Annotated in this window: 10 protein-coding genes and 4 pseudogenes; 5 read left to right on the top strand and 9 right to left on the bottom strand. The window is 46.1% G+C overall.

Annotated features, from left to right (window positions below):
- Positions 1–228: 228 nt before the first annotated feature.
- The 6 genes and pseudogenes from D0A34_09755 to D0A34_09730 form a co-directional block, all read right to left on the bottom strand.
- A pseudogene (locus D0A34_09755) lies at positions 229–1,124 on the bottom strand (heme peroxidase).
- A gap of 134 nt (positions 1,125–1,258) precedes the next feature.
- Positions 1,259–2,458 (bottom strand): ISAs1 family transposase, encoded by a 1,200-nt coding sequence (locus tag D0A34_09750; GenBank protein UNU19115.1) that lies wholly within the window; start codon positions 2,456–2,458, stop codon positions 1,259–1,261.
- A 98-nt stretch (positions 2,459–2,556) separates the two neighbouring features.
- Positions 2,557–3,213 (bottom strand): annotated as a pseudogene (locus D0A34_09745) (heme peroxidase).
- 31 nt (positions 3,214–3,244) lie between these two features.
- Complete coding sequence (locus tag D0A34_09740) at positions 3,245–4,309, bottom strand: DUF2235 domain-containing protein (protein ID UNU19114.1); 1,065 nt, start codon at positions 4,307–4,309, stop codon at positions 3,245–3,247.
- A 392-nt stretch (positions 4,310–4,701) separates the two neighbouring features.
- Positions 4,702–5,389: pseudogene (locus tag D0A34_09735) on the bottom strand (IS1 family transposase).
- Positions 5,390–5,713: 324 nt separating this feature from the next.
- On the bottom strand, positions 5,714–7,147 hold the full coding sequence (locus D0A34_09730; protein UNU22234.1) for an MFS transporter: 1,434 nt from the start codon (positions 7,145–7,147) through the stop codon (positions 5,714–5,716).
- 812 nt (positions 7,148–7,959) lie between these two features.
- Here D0A34_09730 and D0A34_09725 point away from each other — a divergent pair.
- The 5 genes and pseudogenes from D0A34_09725 to D0A34_09705 all read left to right on the top strand — a co-directional run bounded on the left by D0A34_09725 (position 7,960) and on the right by D0A34_09705 (position 19,097).
- On the top strand, positions 7,960–9,117 hold the full coding sequence (locus D0A34_09725) for a cobalt-precorrin-5B (C(1))-methyltransferase (protein UNU19113.1): 1,158 nt from the start codon (positions 7,960–7,962) through the stop codon (positions 9,115–9,117).
- 335 nt (positions 9,118–9,452) lie between these two features.
- Positions 9,453–11,066 carry a glutamine-hydrolyzing GMP synthase gene (locus tag D0A34_09720; GenBank protein ID UNU19112.1) on the top strand — a complete coding sequence of 538 codons (1,614 nt, stop codon included), beginning with the start codon at positions 9,453–9,455 and terminating at the stop codon, positions 11,064–11,066.
- A gap of 708 nt (positions 11,067–11,774) precedes the next feature.
- Entirely contained in the window at positions 11,775–17,660 is a 5,886-nt protein-coding gene (locus tag D0A34_09715; protein UNU19111.1) for a CHAT domain-containing protein, read from the top strand.
- Positions 17,661–18,252: 592 nt separating this feature from the next.
- On the top strand, positions 18,253–18,468 hold the full coding sequence (locus D0A34_09710) for a hypothetical protein (protein UNU19110.1): 216 nt from the start codon (positions 18,253–18,255) through the stop codon (positions 18,466–18,468).
- 155 nt (positions 18,469–18,623) lie between these two features.
- A pseudogene (locus D0A34_09705) lies at positions 18,624–19,097 on the top strand (pirin family protein).
- On the opposite strand, the gene D0A34_09700 reads toward D0A34_09705, so the two are convergent.
- From D0A34_09700 to D0A34_09690, 3 genes are all read right to left on the bottom strand, one after another.
- A complete protein-coding gene (locus tag D0A34_09700; GenBank protein UNU19109.1) occupies positions 19,087–20,322 on the bottom strand; it encodes an IS110 family transposase in 1,236 nt (411 codons plus the stop codon). The pseudogene D0A34_09705 and the gene D0A34_09700 sit on opposite strands and share 11 nt — an antisense overlap.
- A gap of 280 nt (positions 20,323–20,602) precedes the next feature.
- A complete protein-coding gene (locus D0A34_09695) occupies positions 20,603–20,905 on the bottom strand; it encodes a hypothetical protein (protein UNU19108.1) in 303 nt (100 codons plus the stop codon).
- An 85-nt stretch (positions 20,906–20,990) separates the two neighbouring features.
- Entirely contained in the window at positions 20,991–21,482 is a 492-nt protein-coding gene (locus tag D0A34_09690; protein UNU19107.1) for a hypothetical protein, read from the bottom strand.
- Between the last annotated feature and the right edge of the window lie 5 nt (positions 21,483–21,487).

Raw genomic sequence — 21,487 nt, 5'->3', positions numbered from 1 at the left:
AGCTGATTGTGGCGATAATTGTTGGCATTTTTCCCTTCTAAGTCACCTCATTTTTAACGGGATGTCGAGGGAACTCAGGTTTAAGTTGTTCGCGGTTAATTGCATAATCCTATAAACCACGAACAACTCAACACTGCGACTGGTGGCGATTATTGAATAGGAGTTATATATTTGAAATAAAGCCGTACCCTTTACAATTTTTAACCCCACTCGTGTTCAGTCAGATCCTTAAGCTCGTTTCCAACCCTCATTATAGAAAGAAACTCTGTACTCTTTACCGGGAGGAACATTACGATTCAACACCTGCGAGAGGGTCTTGGTATTCATAATCTCTTCCCAACCTACAGGTGAAAAAGTTTCTGGATTAAAGACCTTTTCGGCTAGCAGGGGATTGGTGAAAGCTTGAGAAAAGGCATCAATTCCTATCAATCGTCCTACTAAAGGAGGTAAAGCTGAATTTGCCCGCAGATCTTCGGCGTAGAGTCCCACATACAACTCAATGTTGTCTACGTGACCGTACAATCGTTTCAATTCTTTTTGGACATCTTCATTGCTAGTAATTTGAGCAAAATCAGTCACCCTTGGATACCTACACAGTTCGCGGTAATCATTGTAGCTTCTTAATTTCGCCGCACGACCTACACGAATGCTGGCTGTCTCCGTTGGTATTAGGAACTCAGGCGTATTGAATAAACTCAATTGCGCTGCTGGTTGGGAACAAGTTTCTTCAAACATAGCTCCCAAACCCTTGTTGATAATCATATCATTGTTCCACATCGTCTCCGGCATAGACATTTCTTTGCCGTCATGGATTAGCTTATCGGGCAGCATACTATGCCAACGATAAACTAAAGTAAATTCTACCGACATCCAATTTGTGCGATACCATTTTTCATTATTAAATGCTGGGGGATCTGTGAAGAATTGGAAGTTATAGGGAGTAATGTGGTTGATATAATCCTCTAGCACAATTTTCAGAAACTCTGCCATCACGATATTTCTGGCGGTTTGGAAAAGGCGTTCATCATCCCAAGTTGGATAGTTCTTTGCTAAGAGGTCGCACACGCGATTCAGGGTAAACGCATCTAAATTAATTTGACAAAAACGTGAATTTGTGCATTACTAAATAACTAAAAAAACATTCTTAAAATTCTTAATTTTAACCCGACTTGAGCAGCTCAAATCAGAACCTTAAGATTTTCTGAACTTCTTAAAGCCGGATAATTTTCCTTCTTAGATAGGTGTTAGATTTCGAGTATTAACTGGCAGAGTTTAAAATTTTAATTAAATAATTATTGTCCATTGCCGCTCGATACCGTTTCATTTTTAGACTTTGTTTAGAAGTTTGTTCTTGTTTCAGTAAATTTATAGCTAACCGACGTAGAAGTGCAAAATTTTCGGGAGAGTTCTGTTTCCGAATTCGGCTTTCATCTTCACAAAATGTAACATCTAGCGTCCAATGTAAGCTATTTTCAATGCCCCAATGACTGCGGATCGCTAAGGCAATTGTCTCAGCATTATTTCTTAAACTACTCACGTAAAAACGAGCTTCAGTCGTGGTTTTATTCCACAGCCGTCGTTCACTAACTATCATGACAACTGTTTTTAATCCCGTCCATAATTCTTGATTATGCAGAGGTGGTAACTCGGATACATCAACAGTCCAGACTTGTCTTTTTTCCACTCGATGATGTCCCGATTCTACTTGTTCATAATAATTGTACTCTCTGCCTAAATAATCTTCTTTTTGAGCTACTTCAAACCACTCTTTCACAGCTTTGTAGAGGAGTTTTTGATTCCCTTTTAAAGCTAAAACATAATCTCCTTTTTTCTTGATAATCAAAGATGTTATGTCTTTTTGACATCCCATAGCATCTATGGTTATTACGCTGCCCGCAATTTCTAACATTTCTATTAATGCCGGAATTGCTGTTAGCTCATTAGATTTTTTATCTACTTTTTTTTGCCCTAAAACTAATTGATGAGATGAAGACCACGCAGTAACTATATGGAGCGCTTTTTGCTGGTCATTTCGGTCATAAGATTGTTTCATCGTTTTGCCATCAATGGCAATCACGTTTAGTTCTAATTCCCCGACTATCGCATTTACCCAACTCAAAAAACATTCTTGAAACTGCTGCGGTTCAATTCGGGCAAATATTCGACTAAATGTGTCATGAGATGGTATACCATTCGGTAATTCTAGAAAGCTTTTTAACCATTCATATTTGGCGTTACCATAGGCTTCTATTGCCACCCATCCGTCTGCACCGCTGATGATAGCTAGAATCGCAATCGCGATAATATCTTTGAGTAAGTGTTCTTTACTTCTTTCTATTCTTGGGTCGTTTAAATGGGCAAAATGTTCTAAAAAGCTGGCATTTAAAATATTCCTTGAAGGCAATGAATCTGTTTGTTTTTGTAGGGAAGTTACAGCTTTACTAAAACCTCTTGCCATCGATAGCACCCATAAACTACAACAAACTACATTAAAATTTAGTCGGATTTAACTGTAGCATATTTTGGGTTAAAGTTAAGATGCGTTTACCCTGCTATTAGATGGGGAATTCCGTTGAATTCTTCCTTAGGCTGTCCGTTCTCATCATAATAAAAAGGAGGATATTCTTCCCCATTAATAATTTGGCTTTTTAGCTTTCCTCCTTGATAAGACCTCAGCAGGCGCGTAATATTTGCGTTCAACCCATAGACGTTACATAGATCAATTTGGTGGTTGCAACTATTTCTGCGGGGCTCTAGCCGATCTGTCCGCAGGAAACTGTCGGTAAACCATTGCACGAAATAGGGGAAAATCAAAGAAGATTTGGGCGAGTATTTAGTCTCTCCTCTTTTGCGATACAAGACCTCCAGTTCCTTGACATCTGGAAGATTCTTTTCAAAATTTTCTGTGGGAGCTAAATTAACCCCTATGTAGTTTTTCTTCGTTAATGGCTTCCAATCCGTAGGCGGTAGTTGGAGTCCCGAATAAGTGCGATCGTTTAATGAATCCCAAGAGGTGTAGGGAGACATAGCACTAAACGGATAGGGGCGAGTTGGAATTTTTAGAATGGCATTGTTAATCAGAGTTTTGTTAACTTTTTTGCTAAGCCCCTCGTTGCTTTGAATAAAGCTCCAAAACGGTTTTAAGTTAGTTAAAAGGAAAGTCTCGATCTTGTTTTTCAGCCCGTCTCTTGATGTGTCTCTTTTGGAAGACATAATTGTTTTTCCTTTTTATGGCAGATTCGATTTATTGCCCAGCCTTAATTCCGATATCTTGATGAAGTCTTATCTGTCCTCTTCGCTTTGAATTAAGTTTGGATAAAATCTTTTCTAGATTCTTGGGGCGGTAGTCCTTTCGGCTTTCCAAACGCTTGATCGTGCTTTCATGAAGCTCCTCAAGGGCATCGCCCACCTCGCGGAACTTGATTCCTGCCAATTTGAAGATCCCTGGATCGTTTTTAAAATCAATCTCATAATTAGGATTGATACCTGTGGGAATGACACTTGGATCGAATTCAAGCCCCAATCCCAGGTTACGTGTTGAATCCAACATCCACTGCAAGGCAGCATCTGATAAGCCGCCGTGTTCTTCGGTGCCACCGCCGATGCAGCCATGTTCCCCTGGAAACCAAACTTGAATAACCCGCTGGTTTTCAACATCAGGATTTTTCTTCATCAGGGTAACATCAAAGATTTCGCGAATTTCGTCGATCGCCACGGCGTGCAACGCATTCTGAATCGACTTATTTAAAGTGGTGTCGTGGAATCTGTACCTCTTATTGAGCTGTTCGCCATACTTCTTAAAGGCGGGTAGAGTAGGAATACCAAGGGCTCCAACGGTGTCAAAACAACCAAGCAAGGTAATCGGAACCCGATCGCCGTATTCTTCGCGGTAATTGGCGGCTATCCGATCCTTTGGTTTAATGTCTCGATTACGGTAAAGCTCGTAAGCTTCTGAGGCCCTGGTAATATGAGGCCGGTCTAGGAGACCGGAGCAATGGATCATTCCCGCTAGACTCCTGACTGTGTAAGCACCGCGACTGAACCCGAATAGATAGATTTCGTCACCACGCTCATAGTTGAGAGAAAGAAAACGATAGGCATCTTGTATATTTCTATCGATTCCCAGTCCAGTGGCTCCGCCCAAAATCTTGTTACTATCCGATCCAACTCCCTCGTCATAAAACACGATCTGCGGAACCCCGTCACGAGCGCTCGATTTCACTGCCTGGGCAAGCTTAATCACATTACTTGGGTAACTACTATTTAGTTGTTGCCAAGTTCCATCACAGCAAACGATTAAACGTTTCATTTTTAAATTATCTCTTTGAATCTGAAATTGGATAGCGAGCTGTCATTAGTAATAGGTTACAAGAGAATTGCCAATTCCCGTTTTTGTATCGAGTCAGGCGCTCCCTGCTAGTTTTTGGATCGAAATTGTTATGTAGCTGGGCAATCTTTAGTTATTTCAATTCTCAGGATATTAGTCCTAAAATACCCTATAGTCTAGTTGGCTGTATTAAAATGTTAATTTTATTTATATTTACTCAGATAAAATATTTACAGCGTGAAATAGTAGCTTTGCTTCTGGGAAAATGCTCGCTTCTCCTAAAACGTAAAAAATTCAGAGCGTTAAATAGTAGCTTTGGTTCTGGAAAAATGCTCGCTTCTGCTAACAGGGGCGTTGCACAATTGGGGGATGATTCAAGAGGGCAGGGGCACGGTCTTGTGTTTTAGGTAGTAAATAACCAGGCGAAGGGAAATTTCTAACATGGATAAAGATTTTAAATAACATAAAGTTTTTCGCGCTAGGCGAGCTATCCGGATGCCTCAGGCGAGTATTTTCTCCTTCGACACGAGTCATATAGGTTTTGCTGACTATATTCACCCTGATTAATAAATTGCGGATAAACTACATAGCCATCGGTCACATAAAAGAAACATTCCCATCCCCGAATAATCTTCCATAACGGTTTAAATGTTTCTGAAGACCGCTCCCCTAAAACAAAGGCTAAAATCCCCGGAAAGCTTTTGTTTACAACAGTCCAGACCCAGATTTTGTTTTTTTTTACCGACGTAAGTTTGTAACTCATCAATTTGAGCAACCTCGGGAATGTCTTGGTAATCGGGTTCGGGTGGGTTTGCTATTTCCCGCAGCTCTTACCCAATTTATCACGGTGTTATGACACACTCCAGTCAGACGTTCTATGCGTCTAAATCCATTTCCTTCAACATACAACTGTAAGCATTGTCGTTTGACTTCTTCTGAATAGCCTCTGCTGGAGTAAATTTCTATAAATTGCCGACCGCCGCCCTTGCAAATATGGTTCTGTTTTCCTCTTTTCAAGCCATTTTTCTTTATATTGGTGGACTGACATTCAGGACAAATCATATTTTAACTTGATACACATTCCCTGTATATCATACCATATATGTGCAACGCCCTAACAGGAGTAGTGAGCCGACGCCTAGCTAACAAACCTTTAAACATATTTACGCTCTGCCTTGTCAGCTTTTAAAACAGCTATATCTTATCGCTTTGTCAGTTGACTGCAAGATAATAGTGACGTATTGGCAGAACACATAGCAGGTTGGGACTATGTTTTGGATGAAAATTTGTTTCAAGCACTCTTAGGTTTTCTGTGATGTGCTTGAAGTTTTTAACAATCTGTGGGCTTTTCTGGTTTCTCGATCAGTAAATTTGTGCGAAAATTTCCTAGCCGCGGTTTAAATTGAAACGTCCCAAAGTGGGGACGATCGACCGCAGCGACTGGCTACGAGGTTCTCGCACCAAAACCAAAGGCAGAAGGGCAATCAAGCGAACACCAGCCGAGAGGGCAAACACTGCTCCCAAACTCATGCCAGGAAGTTCAGCAAGAAAGCCGCCGGCGGTAGTTCCCAAAGCCCCAGCTACTCCCGAAACTGCTGCGGCGATCGCAAAATAAGTCGAAGGTTGCTCGATCGACGCTATCTCCATTTGAATATTGTTAGTACACAGCCCGATCGCGCCTAAAGTCGTTCCCCCCAACAAGTGCAGCAGCGGCAGCCACACCCATAGGGCAAACGGGTAATTGCCCGTACCCAACCACAACAAAGGCGTTACCGCTACCACCAGCCCAACCGCAATTAGCAGGGGCCGATTTCCCCAGCGATCGGCCAACTTGCCCCAAAACATCAGCAGCAGTAGATTTGCGCCGGAACTTAAGCTGGTGTAAATCGTTACCAAACTCACATCCAAGCTTAAATCTTTCAGCAGGTAGATATTAAAAAAAGGCGCGCTAAGATTCACAGCAAATGTCCACACACTGAAGTAAAGAATAAACATTAAAAAATTAGAATCTTTCAGCACCGAAGGCACAAAATCTGTTATTTGCTTTTCTTTTTTCTCTGTAAGTCGATCGCTCTCTGCATCTTTTTTGTATACCTGGGGATTCACATCACCCATGAAGGATTGACACCCCAAACTAATCATTCCCGCCAAAACACCCACAAATAAAACAATACCGTAGCCAAAAATTGGGCCGCCGTCCCAAGTTGACACTCCCAATCCCATCAACGGCACTCCCAGCAAAGTGATCAAGCTGACAGCACTGTTGCGAAAGCCAAAATAGCGTCCCCGCAAGCGCTGAGGAACCACAGCAGCCATCCAACTGAACCAGCTAGAATTGGCAAAAGCTGCCAGCACACTAGCTGCTACGACTGTTAACAGCGTCCATTGCAGCAATTGGTGGAGGTCTGCGTGCTGGGAACCCCAAACAATTGCCACCGCGAGCACCAGCCACAGCAGCCGCGACGCGCCGAATACAAATAGGTTGTACCAGCGGCGGCTGGTTGTGCGGTCTGCGATGTACGCTCCTAGTGGTTGCAGGAGATTTACCACCATAGGAATAGCCGAGAATATACCTATTTCCACGCTGCTCGCGCCGAGTTGCAGCAAGAAGTTGCTCAGCAGCACGCCGGTGGTCGCCGACTCGAAGATAGTGGCAAAAACGCCGTCTAGAGTTGAGGCTTTCAGGGTTGATCGAACGTCTTTTTTAGAAAATTTGAGAGCTGTTTTTGCAGAGAGAACGAGCTGAAATATTTTCTGGTCTACTATTTCTGGAGTCTGAAGAGATAGAGGTTCATTTAACTCTGCAACTGGTTCAACCATAGTCAATCGATTGTAGATTGTAGATTTTAGATTAAAAACTGCCAAACCCACGTTTGGTAATGGTTTGAGGCTGGCTGGTCATTAAATTATTTTTCACGCGCCGGTGTCAATAAAATTTAATCTTTCTGCTAAAAATTGCTGAGCTAGCCTGTTAAGATAAAACCAGCCCTGCCTTCAAGATGTGAGCTTGAAAGCTAGACTGGCAGTTCCGGGTAATGGTTATTAATATAGATGGCAAGCGATTACTGGAACATCAACCGCTTGGGAGATATAAATTTGCTAATTGTCAAAAAGTAGGTTTTAGCGCTTAACAAGGAAGCGATCGCAGCATTTCGCCTGCCAAAAATTGCTGGAATTCCGCCTCAAACAAGTCGCCCCAAGGGCCAAAGCAAATTTCGCGCCAGTTCCTCCATTCCGCTCTCAAACCTTTACGGCTAGCTAAATCTATAGAATGAAAGACGATCGACTTGCCGAGTATAGCTGCTAACGATTTGTACCTAATTCCTGGAATCGGTTTGTTCAGTCCCAGCGCTCACGAGCGAGATTCCGCGTTGTTTATGGAAATCCCCCGCACGTGCCCGTAAGGCTTCGGAGTGGGTTTTTGGCGATCCTCTACGAGGACTCCGCTAACGCACCTCAAGAAAAGTGTTGCTTGCTTCAAGGCAACTGGTAGTACAAAATTATTACTTGACAAAAATTACGCCAACTGCAGATAATAGCAAACCCTAGAATTAAGCTTAAGGGTTTGAGCGGTATCACTGCTAAGGCGTGATGTCGATCGCCAGCAAATTTACGGATTTCTGAATTAGAACGTGACAAAAACTCAACCTTTATCCGGGTATACACTGCCAGTATTTGCCTGTGCGGCCGCACTTGCAGCTTTGCGGTGCTTGCGTGAGGGTGTTCAGTCTCTAGAGAGCGTATCAGTATATTTACTGGAACCGCAAATAACTGCAGAAATTCCGATCGAACAGGCGTCTGTACTCAAAACTGGTACCGCTTTAGGCGTGACTCGCTCCGATCCGGGGGACAATCTCGATCTGACTCGCAATACCCCCGTTTGGGCAATGGTGGAATTGGGGAATTGGGAAGAGGGAGAGAGAGAGAGAGAGGGAGAGAATCGGGGAGAGGGAGAGCAAATTGTGATTCTCGGCGGTGAAGGTATCGGGCGTCACACAGTCGGTGGAGCGGCCGCAATCTATGATTACGCAATGCGGTTGTTGCGATCGAATCTGAGCCGAGAACTCGCACGGGGAGAAAAAATTACTGTCACCCTGATTCTGCCGTCTGGGCGGCAACTAGCCACCCGCACTTCTAACGAAGCTTTCGGCGTGGTAGAAGGACTTTCGCTGCTGGGTACAACTGGCATTTCTCAACCGCTGAGTGCCCCTGGACAGTTGGAAGTTTACCGCGAACAACTGCAACAAAAAGCCGAACTGTTTGACTGTTTGGTTTTTTGCATCGGCGAAAACGGTTTGGATTTGGCGCGACAACTGGGGATTAATCCTGAGAGGCTAGTCAAAACCGCTAACTGGCTCGGCCCGCTGCTGGTAGAAGCCGGATATCAGGGCGTGCAGTCAATTTTGCTTTTTGGCTATCACGGGAAACTGATGAAATTGGCTGCGGGAATTTTTCACACTCACCACCACCTCGCTGACGGGCGCAGGGAAATTCTCACAGCTTACTGTGCTAAGGCTGGAATGCCTGCCGATGCTTGTTCCGCAATTTTTGCCGCAGCGACAGCCGAAGAGGCTCTCGGGCAACTGCGGGCTTTAGACGCCGAGTTTGGGAGCAATTGGGTCGATCGAATTTACGGCGACATCGCCCGACAAATAGACTTGCGGTCATCGGATTGTATTTTTACTCACACTAATCGGCGCATCCCCGTGGGATCGGTGATGTTCGGGCGCGATCGCAAAATTATTGTTAAAAGTGATATAGGAGATACATTTTTGACCCAAATTTGTTAATGTAGTGTGAATATCCCTGAATTCTGTTTAAAACATCGCTCAGGGATAATATTTAACAAGTAATAATTCTTTGTCCCTAGACCTTAATTATACTAGGTTGCTTGGGGACGCAGTTTTTGACGCCAGAGTTCAATTAATTAGGGTAAGGATTGAAGTAAATCTATGCTTGCCCTCGACCCTATTAATCGACTACGAGCGCTGACTGCAATCTAGTATAAATAAGATTTATTCCTAGTGACTAATGCTTGCTCGCCTTCCTCAGTCTTGTAGTGAAGCCGCGACAAATACCTCCCCTACTTTCGACCCAATTAGCAATTAGCAATTACGCAATAACCGTGACTACTCAAATAAAAACTGAATCAGACCTCACAAACTCTTCTCTGGGGCAGAGCGATCGCCAGACGATCGTGATTCTCGACTTCGGTTCGCAATATTCCGAACTGATTGCTCGCCGCATTCGCGAAACTCAAGTATATTCAGAAGTTATTTCTTACCGCACTACTGCAGAACAGTTAAAAGCTATCAATCCTAAAGGAATTATTCTGTCAGGAGGCCCGAGTTCTGTATACGATGAAAGAGCACCCCACTGCGACCCAGAAATTTGGAATTTGGGAATACCGGTGTTGGGAGTGTGTTATGGGATGCAGTTGATGGTAAAGCAGCTCGGAGGAACGGTTGAGCGGGCTAAGTTAGCCGAATACGGCAAGGCATCGCTATTTATTGACGATCCTACGGATTTGCTGACAAATGTCGAAGAAGGCAGCACGATGTGGATGAGCCACGGAGACTCCTGTTCCGAGTTGCCGTCGGGTTTTGAGATCCTCGCTCACACGGACAATACTCCGTCTGCTGCTGTTGCTCACCACGAGAAAAATTTGTACGGGGTTCAGTTTCACCCAGAAGTAGTTCACTCGATCGGGGGAATAGCTTTAATTCGCAATTTTGTTTACCACATTTGCGAGTGCGAACCGACTTGGACGACAGCTACTTTTGTTGAGGAATCGATTCGCGAAATTCGCGCGCAAGTCGGAGACAAACGAGTTTTGCTGGCTCTATCCGGTGGTGTAGATTCTTCTACTTTGGCTTTCTTGCTGCACAAGGCGATCGGTGACCAACTTACCTGTATGTTTATCGACCAAGGGTTTATGCGGAAGTATGAGCCAGAACGGTTGGTAAAATTATTTAAAGAGCAATTCCACATTGACGTTGAATATGTTAATGCTCGCGAACGCTTTTTAGCTCAACTTGAAGGAATAACCGATCCGGAAGTAAAACGCAAGCGGATAGGTCACGAATTTATCAACGTATTTGAAGAAGAATCGAAGCGTCTGGGCCCCTTCGACTACCTCGCCCAAGGCACTCTTTATCCTGATGTGATTGAGTCGGCTGACACTAATGCAGACCCGAAAAGCGGCGAGCGAGTTGCTGTTAAAATTAAAAGCCACCACAACGTCGGCGGTTTGCCGAAAGATTTGCGATTTAAGCTGATCGAACCGCTGCGAAAACTGTTTAAGGATGAAGTGCGAAAAGTCGGTCGGTCGATCGGGCTTCCCGAAGAAATCGTGAACCGGCAACCTTTCCCCGGCCCGGGATTGGCGATTCGGATTATAGGAGAAGTTACCTCCGAGAGACTAAATATTTTGCGGGATGCTGACTTCATTGTTCGCCAAGAAATTAACCGGCACGGATTGTACGGTGAACTTTGGCAAGCTTTTGCAGTTTTGCTGCCGATTCGCAGTGTAGGCGTGATGGGCGATCAGCGCACTTATGCTTACCCGATCGTCTTGCGATTTATTAAGAGTGAAGACGGGATGACGGCTGACTGGGCGCGGGTTCCTTACGATTTGTTGGAACTGATCTCGAACCGGATTGTGAATGAAGTTAAGGGGGTGAACCGGGTGGTTTACGATATTACTTCTAAGCCACCGGGAACGATCGAGTGGGAGTGATTTGTAGTTAGCGATTAAGTAGGCGGACTAATTTTTTTGTCTGTCTACTTATTTTGATTTTGGATAAAAGGGCGATTCCCTCTGGGATAGCTACGCTTCACGGGCTTCAGGGGATGGGGGAGTGGGAAGGGCGATCGCTTTTATATAACCCATTTGACATTTTTTACTGTATTGAAGTAAAGTGAGTGCAAAATTCGTATCCAGCAGTTATGCCCTACTCTACCCGCCTCACAGACGAAGAGTGGATCATCCTCGAATCCTTGTTTTTTCCGGTTGTGACAAGGTAGGAGAAGAGAACGGGCAAATGCTTGGATAGAGACGTGCAAAATCCTCGTCACTAATTTTGAGAGAACTCTGGTTGATGCGAGTGCCCAGGTTAATTTTTGTTTTATTACAAGACTTCGGACAGTTTTTAGATAACCAACCGTAGAATATGGCTTTTAAGGCGATTCGGCAATCGAACTACCAAGGAAAAATCAAGGATTTCAGACTAGGAACTAAAAACTCTCCGGACTATTGTTATTAGGCTGATGCCGATCGGGCTTGCAGCCGCTTAGATATCAAATGAATTCTATAAACGTTCGCCAGTTGAGCTACGAGCGCACTGTTTAACGTGCTTAGCTTAAACTCGACTCATGTTTTTTGAGGAAAAAGTTTTATTATAATTTAAGCGCACTCAGCAAAGAATTTATTTTACGGAGAAGTCTAATGATTAGAACAAGAATAACTCAAAGATATCAACAGCAACTGTTGACTTGTACTTGGGTGGTATCTTTAGGTTTATTATTGTTCTCACCTGCCGCTACAGGACAGCCAATTACTCCGTCTCCCGATGGCACAGGAACTGCTGTTAATGCCTCCGGCAATCAATTTAACATCAACGGGGGACAGCTCTCAAAAGACGGCACTAATCTCTTTCATAGCTTTCAGCAGTTTGGACTCAAAGACGGTCAAATTGTTAACTTTATTTCTCAGCCAAATATCCGCAACATTTTAGGGCGAGTTGTGGGTGGCGATGCTTCTTATATTAACGGTTTAATTCAAGTAATAGGCGGTAGTTCTAACTTATTTTTGATGAATCCGGCGGGGATTGTTTTTGGTTCTAACGCTCAACTCAACGTGCCTGGTTCCTTCTTGGCAACGACAGCAACCGGCATCGGATTTGGCAACAATTGGTTTCAGGCAGTTGGCGTTAATGAATACGCTATGCTGATAGGAACGCCAAGCATTTTAAATTTTGGTACAGCTCAGCCAGGGGCGATCGCAAATTTCGGTCAACTGCGCGTACCTAACGGGCAAACGCTAGCTTTAATAGGCGGAACAGTTTTCAGCCCCGGTACTTTGTCAGCACCGTCCGGGCAAATTGCGATCGCATCGGTGCCCGGAGAAAACTTAGTCCGCATTTCTCAAGCAGGGCATCTGCTGAGTTTAGAAATTTCCCCCTCTTCTAATCTAGATTCTGCTTCTGTGCCGTTGAGTCCCCTCACCCTGTCCCAACTGCTCACAGGAGGTAGCAACAACGCTACAGGCGTTACAGTTAACAGCGACGGAAGCGTACAGCTCACAAATTCAGACTTGCGGGTAGAAGCTGGCGATGTGGCGATCGCCGATACTCAGGTAACAGGTGCGAACCAAAAAGTAGCAGTGTCTGCTCAAACGGCTACAGTGTCAGCCGCGCGTAACCTGACCCTAGCAAACAGGCAACTACAAACAACCGGGGACTTGAAATTGCAAGCGGGGGAAATTGTCCGTATCCGCGACAGCGCGGCTAACTCTTTTGTTACTAATGCGGGTGGAAACCTAGCCGTACAGGGCGATCGCCAAATAGACATCCAGGCGCGCAATCACTCCCAAAGCTTACTGAGCGCTGACGGCCGCATCACACTTACCAGTAACGGTACTGTATCCGGTGATGCCCTCTTCAGAGCTGGCAGCGATTTCTCAATTGCCACACTTCAAGGTAGCCCCGGCAACTTGGCAAGTTCAGGCGGTTCTACGATCGTCTCAGGCGGAAACGTCTCTTTTGGTAATTACGCAGGCGCTTCTCTGGGAGTGCAAGCCGAAGGCGCGATCGCAGTCGGCGATCTCGCTATCACTTCCGCATCTAGCGATCGACCGCAGTTGGTTTTAACGGCTGGCAACCTACCCACTCCCCTCGCTGGAAACAGCACTCTAGCACCCGCCAGTTCTTCACCTGCCAGCATTCAAGTTGGCAATATCGCGATCGCAGGTTCAGTTTTTTTAGGCGCTGCAAACAGCATTCAAGCAGCATCCATTACTTCAAATGGCGGAGATCTGGCGCTGGTAGCGTCCGGGGACATCGCAGTGGAAAACCTGAATACTTCCACTTTAACGGGCAATGCCGGCAATATTACCCTCTACAGCACGGGGGGAAGCATTAATACGAGCGCCAGCACCTTGAACGCTTCCTCGATTGTCGGTAACGGTGGGTCAATTTTCCTATATGGGACAAACGCGATCGCCGCGGGTGGAATTACAACCTCTAGCTTCCTTGGAAACGGAGGCAAAGTCACCCTTTATGGAGAAGGCAACATCAGTGCCGGCAACATCGACACTAGCGGAATCACGGCAGCCGAGATCAGCTTGCTTAGCAATCGAGGTGCGATCGACACCGGTGCCAGCACTCTGAACGCGACTGGTAGCAGCGGAGGGGGTAACATCTCTCTCAATGCTTACGGGAATATAGCAACGGGAAATATTGTCTCTAGCGGTGGCAACATTACCCTCAGCAGTCAAGCAGGTGCGATCGGCGTCGGCGAGCTCAACTCTGGCAGCGGCAGTGCAGGTGGCGATGTAGGGCTTGTGGCATTTGGTAGCATTGCAGCCGGCAACATTGCCTCAAACGGTGGCAGTATCAGCCTCAATAGTCTCAGCTTCAACAACAGCAGCATCAGCGCCAGAAATTTTGATTCGAGTTCTAACAGAGGAGTGGGAGGCGCGATCAAACTCAAAGCTGGTGGGGGTGATACTGGGGGTGACATTGTGACTGGTAATATAACCTCCGGTGGCGGTCGCATTTATGTGTTGAGCGAAAGCGCCGGCTTTAACGCTGGCAATAGTACCCTAAATTCCAGCTATAGCGGTGGAGTTGGAGGCCAGATCAAAGTAAATGCAGGGCCTGTAACTCTTGGAAATGTCATTTCTGGAGGTGGCTCGATCGAGTTATCGATCCTAGGCGAAGTCAACGTCAGTGGGGTAATAAATTCAAGTTCCAGCACGGGGAAAGGTGGCGCAATCGAGATTTATGGAACCGATGTTAGTGTCAGAGATATTATTTCCGGCGATAGCGCGATTGGTTTTCGGAATGAGCCACTTGGGGGAATCACGCTCGATATTGGCGCTTTAAATTCTACATCTGCCCAAGGGAGGGGTGGCAATATTGAGATTAGGGGGGGTCGTTTAACTACTGTAGGCAACATAACTTCTGGGGGTAGCGCGATTCTCCTTGAAGCAGAATCCAGTCTTAGCACCACCGGAGACAGAATAGATTCGAGCACGAGCGCAGGAGTTGGCGGTAATATTCTACTCCGCTCCTACGAAGACATGACTGTAGCGGGTTCTATCCTTTCTGGAGGGGGCAACATCAATTTGCTTAGCTCTGATGGCAGTATTAATGCCAAAAACAGCTTCCTCACCTCTGTCGCTCCGATGGGTATACCAGATGGAAACATCACTTTGCAAGCCTTGGGCGCGATCGCTCCCGGTACTATCCTCAGCTATGAGGGTACGATTCGCCTCGCTACTAGCAGTAATGACCCCAACAGCATTGATACCAGTGGCAGCCGATTAATATCTCTGACCGATCCTACCCTTGTTTTGGGCAGTCCACCATTAGATATGTGGCGAGGTCTCGGCTTTGGGAGTGGTGGGTATGCTCCCAGCGTACCCCCAGAACCACCAGCACTCGCAGCACTCGCACCACCTGCGATTCAATTCCCTGCGATCGCACCTCTAGGCTCAGGTGTATCGCAACCAGATACTCCTACTCCTACCCCTACCCTTGGGTTAACTCCCACGCTGCCACCAGAAATGGGCGTGGTAGAACCATTAGAATTTCCTTCCTCTGGGTTAGCTCCTACGCTGCCCGCAGAAAGGGGCGTGCCAGAACCATTACGTCTCCCAACCATCACACCACTCGTACCAACGCTTGCAAACTCAGATGCAATACCAACTGCGGCAGCCACTGTACCTGTCTCAGTGCAAGTCTCTAATACACAGCCAGGAAATCCTAATACCCTTGCCGCTCAACAATTGAGCCAGCTTAATGGCGATCGAAATCGCGAACCGCAAAATTTAGCAAGCCTGACACCGAGTGCCGCTCAATGCTTAACTGAGGAACAATTACTGGGGCAGCAACCAGGATTGCCTCTCCAGACTGCGCCAAAAGACTACAGCAAAGCGATCGCCTGCTACCAGCAAAATTTAGAGCTGGCGAGACTCTCCCGCGATCCCGCTAGGGAAGGCTACGCGCTCAACAATCTAGGCGCGACTTACTACGCGATCGGAGATTATGAAAAAGCAATTTCTTACCACCAGCAGCGCTTAGCACAAGCTGAATCCAGGGCCGATTTATTGGGAAAGGGACAAGCTTTTATTGGTTTGGGGGCTGCTTACGGCGCGATTGGCAATTATAAAAAAGCAATCGAATACTACCAGCAAAGTTTGGAAGTAGCGCATTCCCTAAAATCCGCTGATTTAGAGGCCAGTGTTCTGAGAAATTTGGGATTACTTTACTATGCCCAAAAAGACTATAAAAAGGCAGTTGAATATCAAGAGCAAAGTTTAGCGATCGCTAAACAGCAGCGCGATCGCCGAGGCGAAGCTCTTGCTTTGAGCAATTTGGGATTAGTACACTATTCCCTAACCGATTATGCCAAAGCAATTGATGATCACAAACAAAGTTTAGCGATCGCCTCAGCACTGGGCGATCGTTTCGTTCAAGGTCGTGTTCTAGAGAATTTAGGAATTGCTTACTATGCTGTCAAAAATTATCGTCAAGCGATTGAGTCTCACCAACAAAGTTTAGCCATTGCCAGAGAACTGAGCGATCGCCACGCTGAAGGCCGCGCACTCACAAATTTAGGTGACGCTTTATACAAAGCAAAGCAACCAGCAGAAGCTATCAAAGTTTTATTTTCAGCCATTGAAATTTGGGAATCTCTGCGGTCAAATTTAGAAAATAACGACCTCAATTTAGTTTCAATTTTTGAAACCCAAGAAACAAGTTATAGTACATTGCAAGAAGTGCTTGCTAATCAAAATCAGCCTAAGAAAGCGCTAGAAATAACAGAGCGGGGACGGGCGCAAGCTTTTGTTAGATTATTGACCAACCGTTTTTCTTCCCAGTCAGGACAGGCTACCCTAAAGTCATCGGAAACTCAAATAAAACCGCTCGACATCCAGGAAATTCAGCAAATTGCTAAAGAACAAAATTCTACTTTAGTTTCTTACTCGATTATCAAAGAAGTTGGAGAAGCTGATGGCCAAAGAAAGCTGCAAGATTCAGAACTTTATATCTGGGTAATGCAGCCGACCGGAAAAATAGAATTTCGTCGCATCAGTTTGAAACGTTTGGTTGAGGAACAAACTTCATTAAAAGCCTTGATTACTCAAGGTCGTTGCTTCATTCCCAGTTGCCTGGAAAACAAGCAGCTATCCCAACCAGCTACAAATCCCACCGGAACCATGCCTATTGGCGAGCAACGATTTTTATACCCGTCATTGCAAGAGCTTTATCAACTACTGATCGAACCAATTGCTGACCTTCTACCTCAAGATCCAGCGTCGCGAATTACCTTTATTCCTCATGAATCTTTGTTCTTAGTTCCCTTTGCGGCGTTGCAAGATAGTTCGGGAAACTACTTGATAGAAAAACATACTATTTTAACAGCACCTTCAATTCAAGTGCTGTCTTTAACCAAGAAACAGCAACAGCTTGCTTCAGGAAAAGGTGCGCTAGTCGTTGGGAATCCTACCATGCCAAGTGTTGCCTTTACGACGAACCAACCTCCTCAACAACTGTCCTCACTCCCACACGCTGAAACCGAGGCGATCGCGATTGCTCAGCTTTTGAATGCTGAACCGCTTACAGGCGACAAAGCGACAAAATTAGCAGTTTTACAGCAAATAGAGCGATCGCGCATCGTGCATTTAGCAACTCACGGCATCCTGGATGACGTGGAGGGATTGGGGGTACCTGGAGTCATCGCACTTGCTCCAAGCAAGGGTGACAGTGGTTTACTCACTGCTAGCGAAATTTTCAATTTGAGGTTGAATGCCGAACTCGTCGTTTTGAGTGCTTGCAATACGGGTCGCGGTCGTATTACAGGTGATGGCATCATTGGTTTATCGCGCTCGTTTATTGCAGCAGGCGTTCCGAGTGTTGTAGTTTCTCTGTGGTCAGTAACCGACCAATCAACAGCCGACTTGATGGCGGAATTTTATCGGCAGATGCAGCTAACGCCTGATATTGCCCAAGCGCTGCGGAAGGCCATGCTGGTGACATTGGTCAAACATCCTAATCCTGTAGATTGGGCCGCTTTTACCCTCATTGGCGAAGCAGAGAAACGTTAACTCGGAAAAGCTGATTTCCTGTCGTCAAGAGACCTAATACCTACTCTTGCGTACTTAGTGTGCCAAATTATTATTTTTCTGGTGTCTTACACCCCACGTCCGGCCCTTGGATATCAATTCCGGTTATATCGGAATGATTAAACCACAGAGGACGCAGAGGATACAGAGGAAGGGAAGACAGATGAATAATTCCGATCATGGGCGGATTTGATATGACTCTCACATTCAGGTATTTTTGCCCAAGCCATGAGGTTTGCATCAATTTTGAGGAAATAAAAAGTCAACAGTCGTTACTTGTTGAGAATTAGTTGAAGAAGGGGCAGTTCTTCCTATGAAGGTCTGAAACTTTTGCACAGCAGGAAGTTCAGACTCGTGAAAGACGAAAATTATCACGGTGTGATAGTCAAAGGGCGGAAGGTGGGTTGTAATTTTTCCACCGCTGCATTGGTTTCAATGTTGTGACTTCGATCACTGGTAACACGGACTTGGTTCACCCAATATTTTCAGTATTATCACGGAAAAAAACCAGCACCATCACTTGCTCTTAGAAGAAACCACGAGATGATTAAGGTGTCGAGTTCAAAATAATCCCATGTCTCCAGTTAATCTTCTCCCCGGCGCTATCAACGAATTAATTGCCACTGTCACGGATACTCACCGCGTTACCAAAGCTGACCGCTACGGCATGATGGCCGCCATCCTTGATGAGTCCATCAGTGAAGAAGAACGTGGCTCACTCGATCGTCTGATTCGCTCCCTGGTCAAAGGTCGGATTCAAGTCAGTGATGAACTCTCCATCGTCTCGTAAGCAGAAAGCTCGTTGAGAACTCGACACTCTACAACAGCTTTCGATTGGGAAAGTTTAGACCAGTCACTGATATTGCGATCGCCCTCTACCAGGATAGGTTTTTGTATAATGCGCTTTTGACATAGACAATTAGCGATCGCAACTTCATAAACATTATGACGGATACCATCCAGCATCTCATTGAGCCACACATTCAAGATTTGGGTGGATTCCAAGCCCGTCGCTTGCTTCCCTCAGACGTTCTAGCACTGGTAGGCCCGTTCATCTTTTTTGACCATCTGGGCCCTGCGGTGTTTCCACCCGGCCGGGGCGTGGATGTCAGGCCGCACCCGCACATCAACTTAGCAACCGTCACCTACCTGTTTGAAGGGGTTTTGCTGCATCGTGATAGTGTCGGCAGCGTTCAAGAAATCCGTCCCGGTGCGGTGAATTGGATGACAGCAGGGCGAGGCATTGTCCACTCCGAACGCACGCCTGACGACGAGCGCAGCAAAGAAGCCATCCTGCATGGCATTCAAACCTGGATAGCACTTCCCGAGGAATACGAAGAAACCGACCCCTGGTTTCGGCATCATCCGGCTTCTGAGCTGCCTGTGTGGGAGGATGCAGGAGTTTCGTTCACTCTAGTAATTTTTGGTTTGGGCTTTGGGAGCGAACAAGCTCGCGAACCAATTCTTTAAACAGCAGCTTGACTGCTTTTGCTGCCACGCGCGATCGCACAAGTCGCACCGGCCGGCCGCTGAGTTTTTCTGCATCCATGATTTCCCCCAACCGATCGCCGATGTTGTTAGCCATACGGCAGCGTTGAACTTCAAGTCTAGTAAAAACCCACTGCCATAAGGCTTTCCGGCACAAATCACTGCCGCCGACAACTTTAGACTTTTGCAAGTCGCCACTACTTTCCTGGGATGGCGCGTAGCCCAGGGCTTTGCAAAACCTCCGAAGAGACAAATGCCGCTTGGTAGGTTTGCCCGATCGCCGACCAGTGCGAATTTTGACATCGGGTTTGCCGTCGGCAGCAAGATAATTTTCGATTGGGAAGATTTGGGAAAGTAACAGCGCCTCGACTCTGCGACCAAAACCGAATCGGGCAAAAACTTTGCGGTAGGGCAAGAACTGCGCCTCGCCCACCAATTTGGAAAGCTCAAACTCGATCGCCATTTCTTCTCGCTGCAAATCGCAAATTCGGGCGGCGTGGCGGCGGACTTCATCCGTGATTCCCAGTCCGATCGACCGCTCATAAAGTAGATCGTATTTTACAGACTGCCGCTGGCTGCAAAGCCATCCCCAAAGCAGCGGCACTTTCTCGCCAGACCGCAGCGATTTAATCAGTGCCGCTTCTGGGAATTGCCAAGCCAAATCTTGCCTTGCCCTATTAATAATGGGGCTTTGTATGCGGTTGAGGTGCGCGAGCCGCAGGACTAGGCGGCGAATCTCTACGATTGTGCGATCGCGCATTTGCACAAACCGACGTGGGTTAGTTTGATAATCCCAACCATAAATCGCCAGTGCCAGCGCGTCGGCGTCGTCGTCTTTGTCCGGCAGCGATAGGTGATGCTCGCGAAAACTTCTTAATTCCTTGTGACCGACTAAGCGCACTTCTACCCCGGCGCGGGCGAGTTGGGTTCCCCAAAGGATTTGGTAATTGATGCCCGTGGGCTCCATTATTGCGATCGTGCTGGCTAAATTTTCGACTCCGATTAGGGCGAGCAATTCTGAAATTCCATGCGCTGTAGCGTTGAATTTGTGGAAGTTGTAGTGATAGTAAAATTCCTTTGGCTCGTCCACTTTTCCTAAAATTAGGCAAGCGGAAACTGAGGCTTTACTGATATCTAGCCCAATAATTTGCAGCATTTAATTTTTGTAGGTGAGGTTTCCAAATCCCGCAGCAGTAGCTTATGAATCACCCAAAGGCCACAAAATGAGCCTACTTCACTCTTAAAGCTTCTAAGTGCGCGAGATAAAACAATTAACTAGGTTGTGACTGAGCTTATGAACGAAAAAAAGCCATAACAGCTTGGTTCACCCTGAAAGCCCTAAACCACAACCTGTTTAATCGGCGGTCGGGTTGGAATCGATCCGCGACTTCCCCTTATTAAGGGGAGTTTCGGCCGCTGATTCCGAGCGGCGCTCGTCAGGCGGTAACGGTGATCGAGTTGGTACTGACGAGGGCGACGTAAACGTATATATAGTCAAGGTTGCGGTTGAGTGCGGCGGTGAATTCATCCGTTGCGTAGCTTCTTAGGAGATGATTCGCCGCGTTGACATACTCACTTAAGCAGCGGTCGGGGGGCTGTTTTCGCAGCAATCCCCGTGCTTTGGCTTCTTTGATTGTGAGGAAGATTTCTTGCTTTTTAGCTTCGCTAAAGTCGCCGAATCGCTGCTTTGCTGATTCGATTAGCTCGGCGACTCGTTTGCTTTGGGATTGAGTTTTCATGATAGATTGGTATATGAATTGTGGTGAAATAGTCAGATAGCTTGGATGCGAGCGACTAAAGTTATGAATTAGTCGCTTGTTTTTTTTAGTTGTTGTCGGCTGGCTGAATACTCGAATAAAATACTAATTTGACTGTATTTTGCTCGTGCATCTCTAAGTAATTTTGCAAGCTTTCCGTCACTTGTTTATCGTTCAGTTTTCCCGTAATTGTTTTTACTCCCTCCGATAGTCGTTCCATTAAAAATGCAACGTCTTTATCGGTTAGATTTTGCAATGTTTGCATCGCTAATCCCCCGAAAACTGCGGATTCTAAAATAAGCCGCTGTTGGTCGGCGGGTAAATCTGTCATGTCTAACGGTTCCGGGTGTTCGGTGTTAAATCCCATGAGTGAATCCCGGGCTTCTTCGCAACACCTTAGGTGGGCGTCAAGCATTCCTGCTAGTTCGTCGAGCTCGCGGGCGTTGCCTTGGCATTTAAGGATTAAATCGGTGAGTTGGCAGTCGAGGGCGATTGTCTCTGCTGTAATTTCAGGCCTGACAGTCGGGTATTTGGCAGCCTCGTTTGTTTCGTTTGTCATTTTTT

The organism is Microcoleus vaginatus PCC 9802, assembly GCA_022701275.1.
Taxonomy (GTDB): domain Bacteria; phylum Cyanobacteriota; class Cyanobacteriia; order Cyanobacteriales; family Microcoleaceae; genus Microcoleus; species Microcoleus vaginatus_A.
The sequence above is the reverse complement of the archived record's forward strand: the minus strand, read 5'-3'. Positions and strand labels throughout refer to the sequence as shown.

Bases quoted from the DNA above. Each gene is read 5' to 3' on its own strand.
- D0A34_09710 (UNU19110.1), top strand. From the start codon at position 18,253: ATGTCTCCAGTTAATCTTCTCCCCGGCGCTATCAACGAATTAATTGCC.
- D0A34_09740 (UNU19114.1), bottom strand. From the start codon at position 4,309: ATGAAACGTTTAATCGTTTGCTGTGATGGAACTTGGCAACAACTAAAT.
- D0A34_09750 (UNU19115.1), bottom strand. From the start codon at position 2,458: ATGGCAAGAGGTTTTAGTAAAGCTGTAACTTCCCTACAAAAACAAACA.
- D0A34_09690 (UNU19107.1), bottom strand. From the start codon at position 21,482: ATGACAAACGAAACAAACGAGGCTGCCAAATACCCGACTGTCAGGCCT.
- D0A34_09715 (UNU19111.1), top strand. From the start codon at position 11,775: ATGATTAGAACAAGAATAACTCAAAGATATCAACAGCAACTGTTGACT.
- D0A34_09695 (UNU19108.1), bottom strand. From the start codon at position 20,905: ATGAAAACTCAATCCCAAAGCAAACGAGTCGCCGAGCTAATCGAATCA.
- D0A34_09700 (UNU19109.1), bottom strand. From the start codon at position 20,322: ATGCTGCAAATTATTGGGCTAGATATCAGTAAAGCCTCAGTTTCCGCT.
- D0A34_09730 (UNU22234.1), bottom strand. From the start codon at position 7,147: ATGGTTGAACCAGTTGCAGAGTTAAATGAACCTCTATCTCTTCAGACT.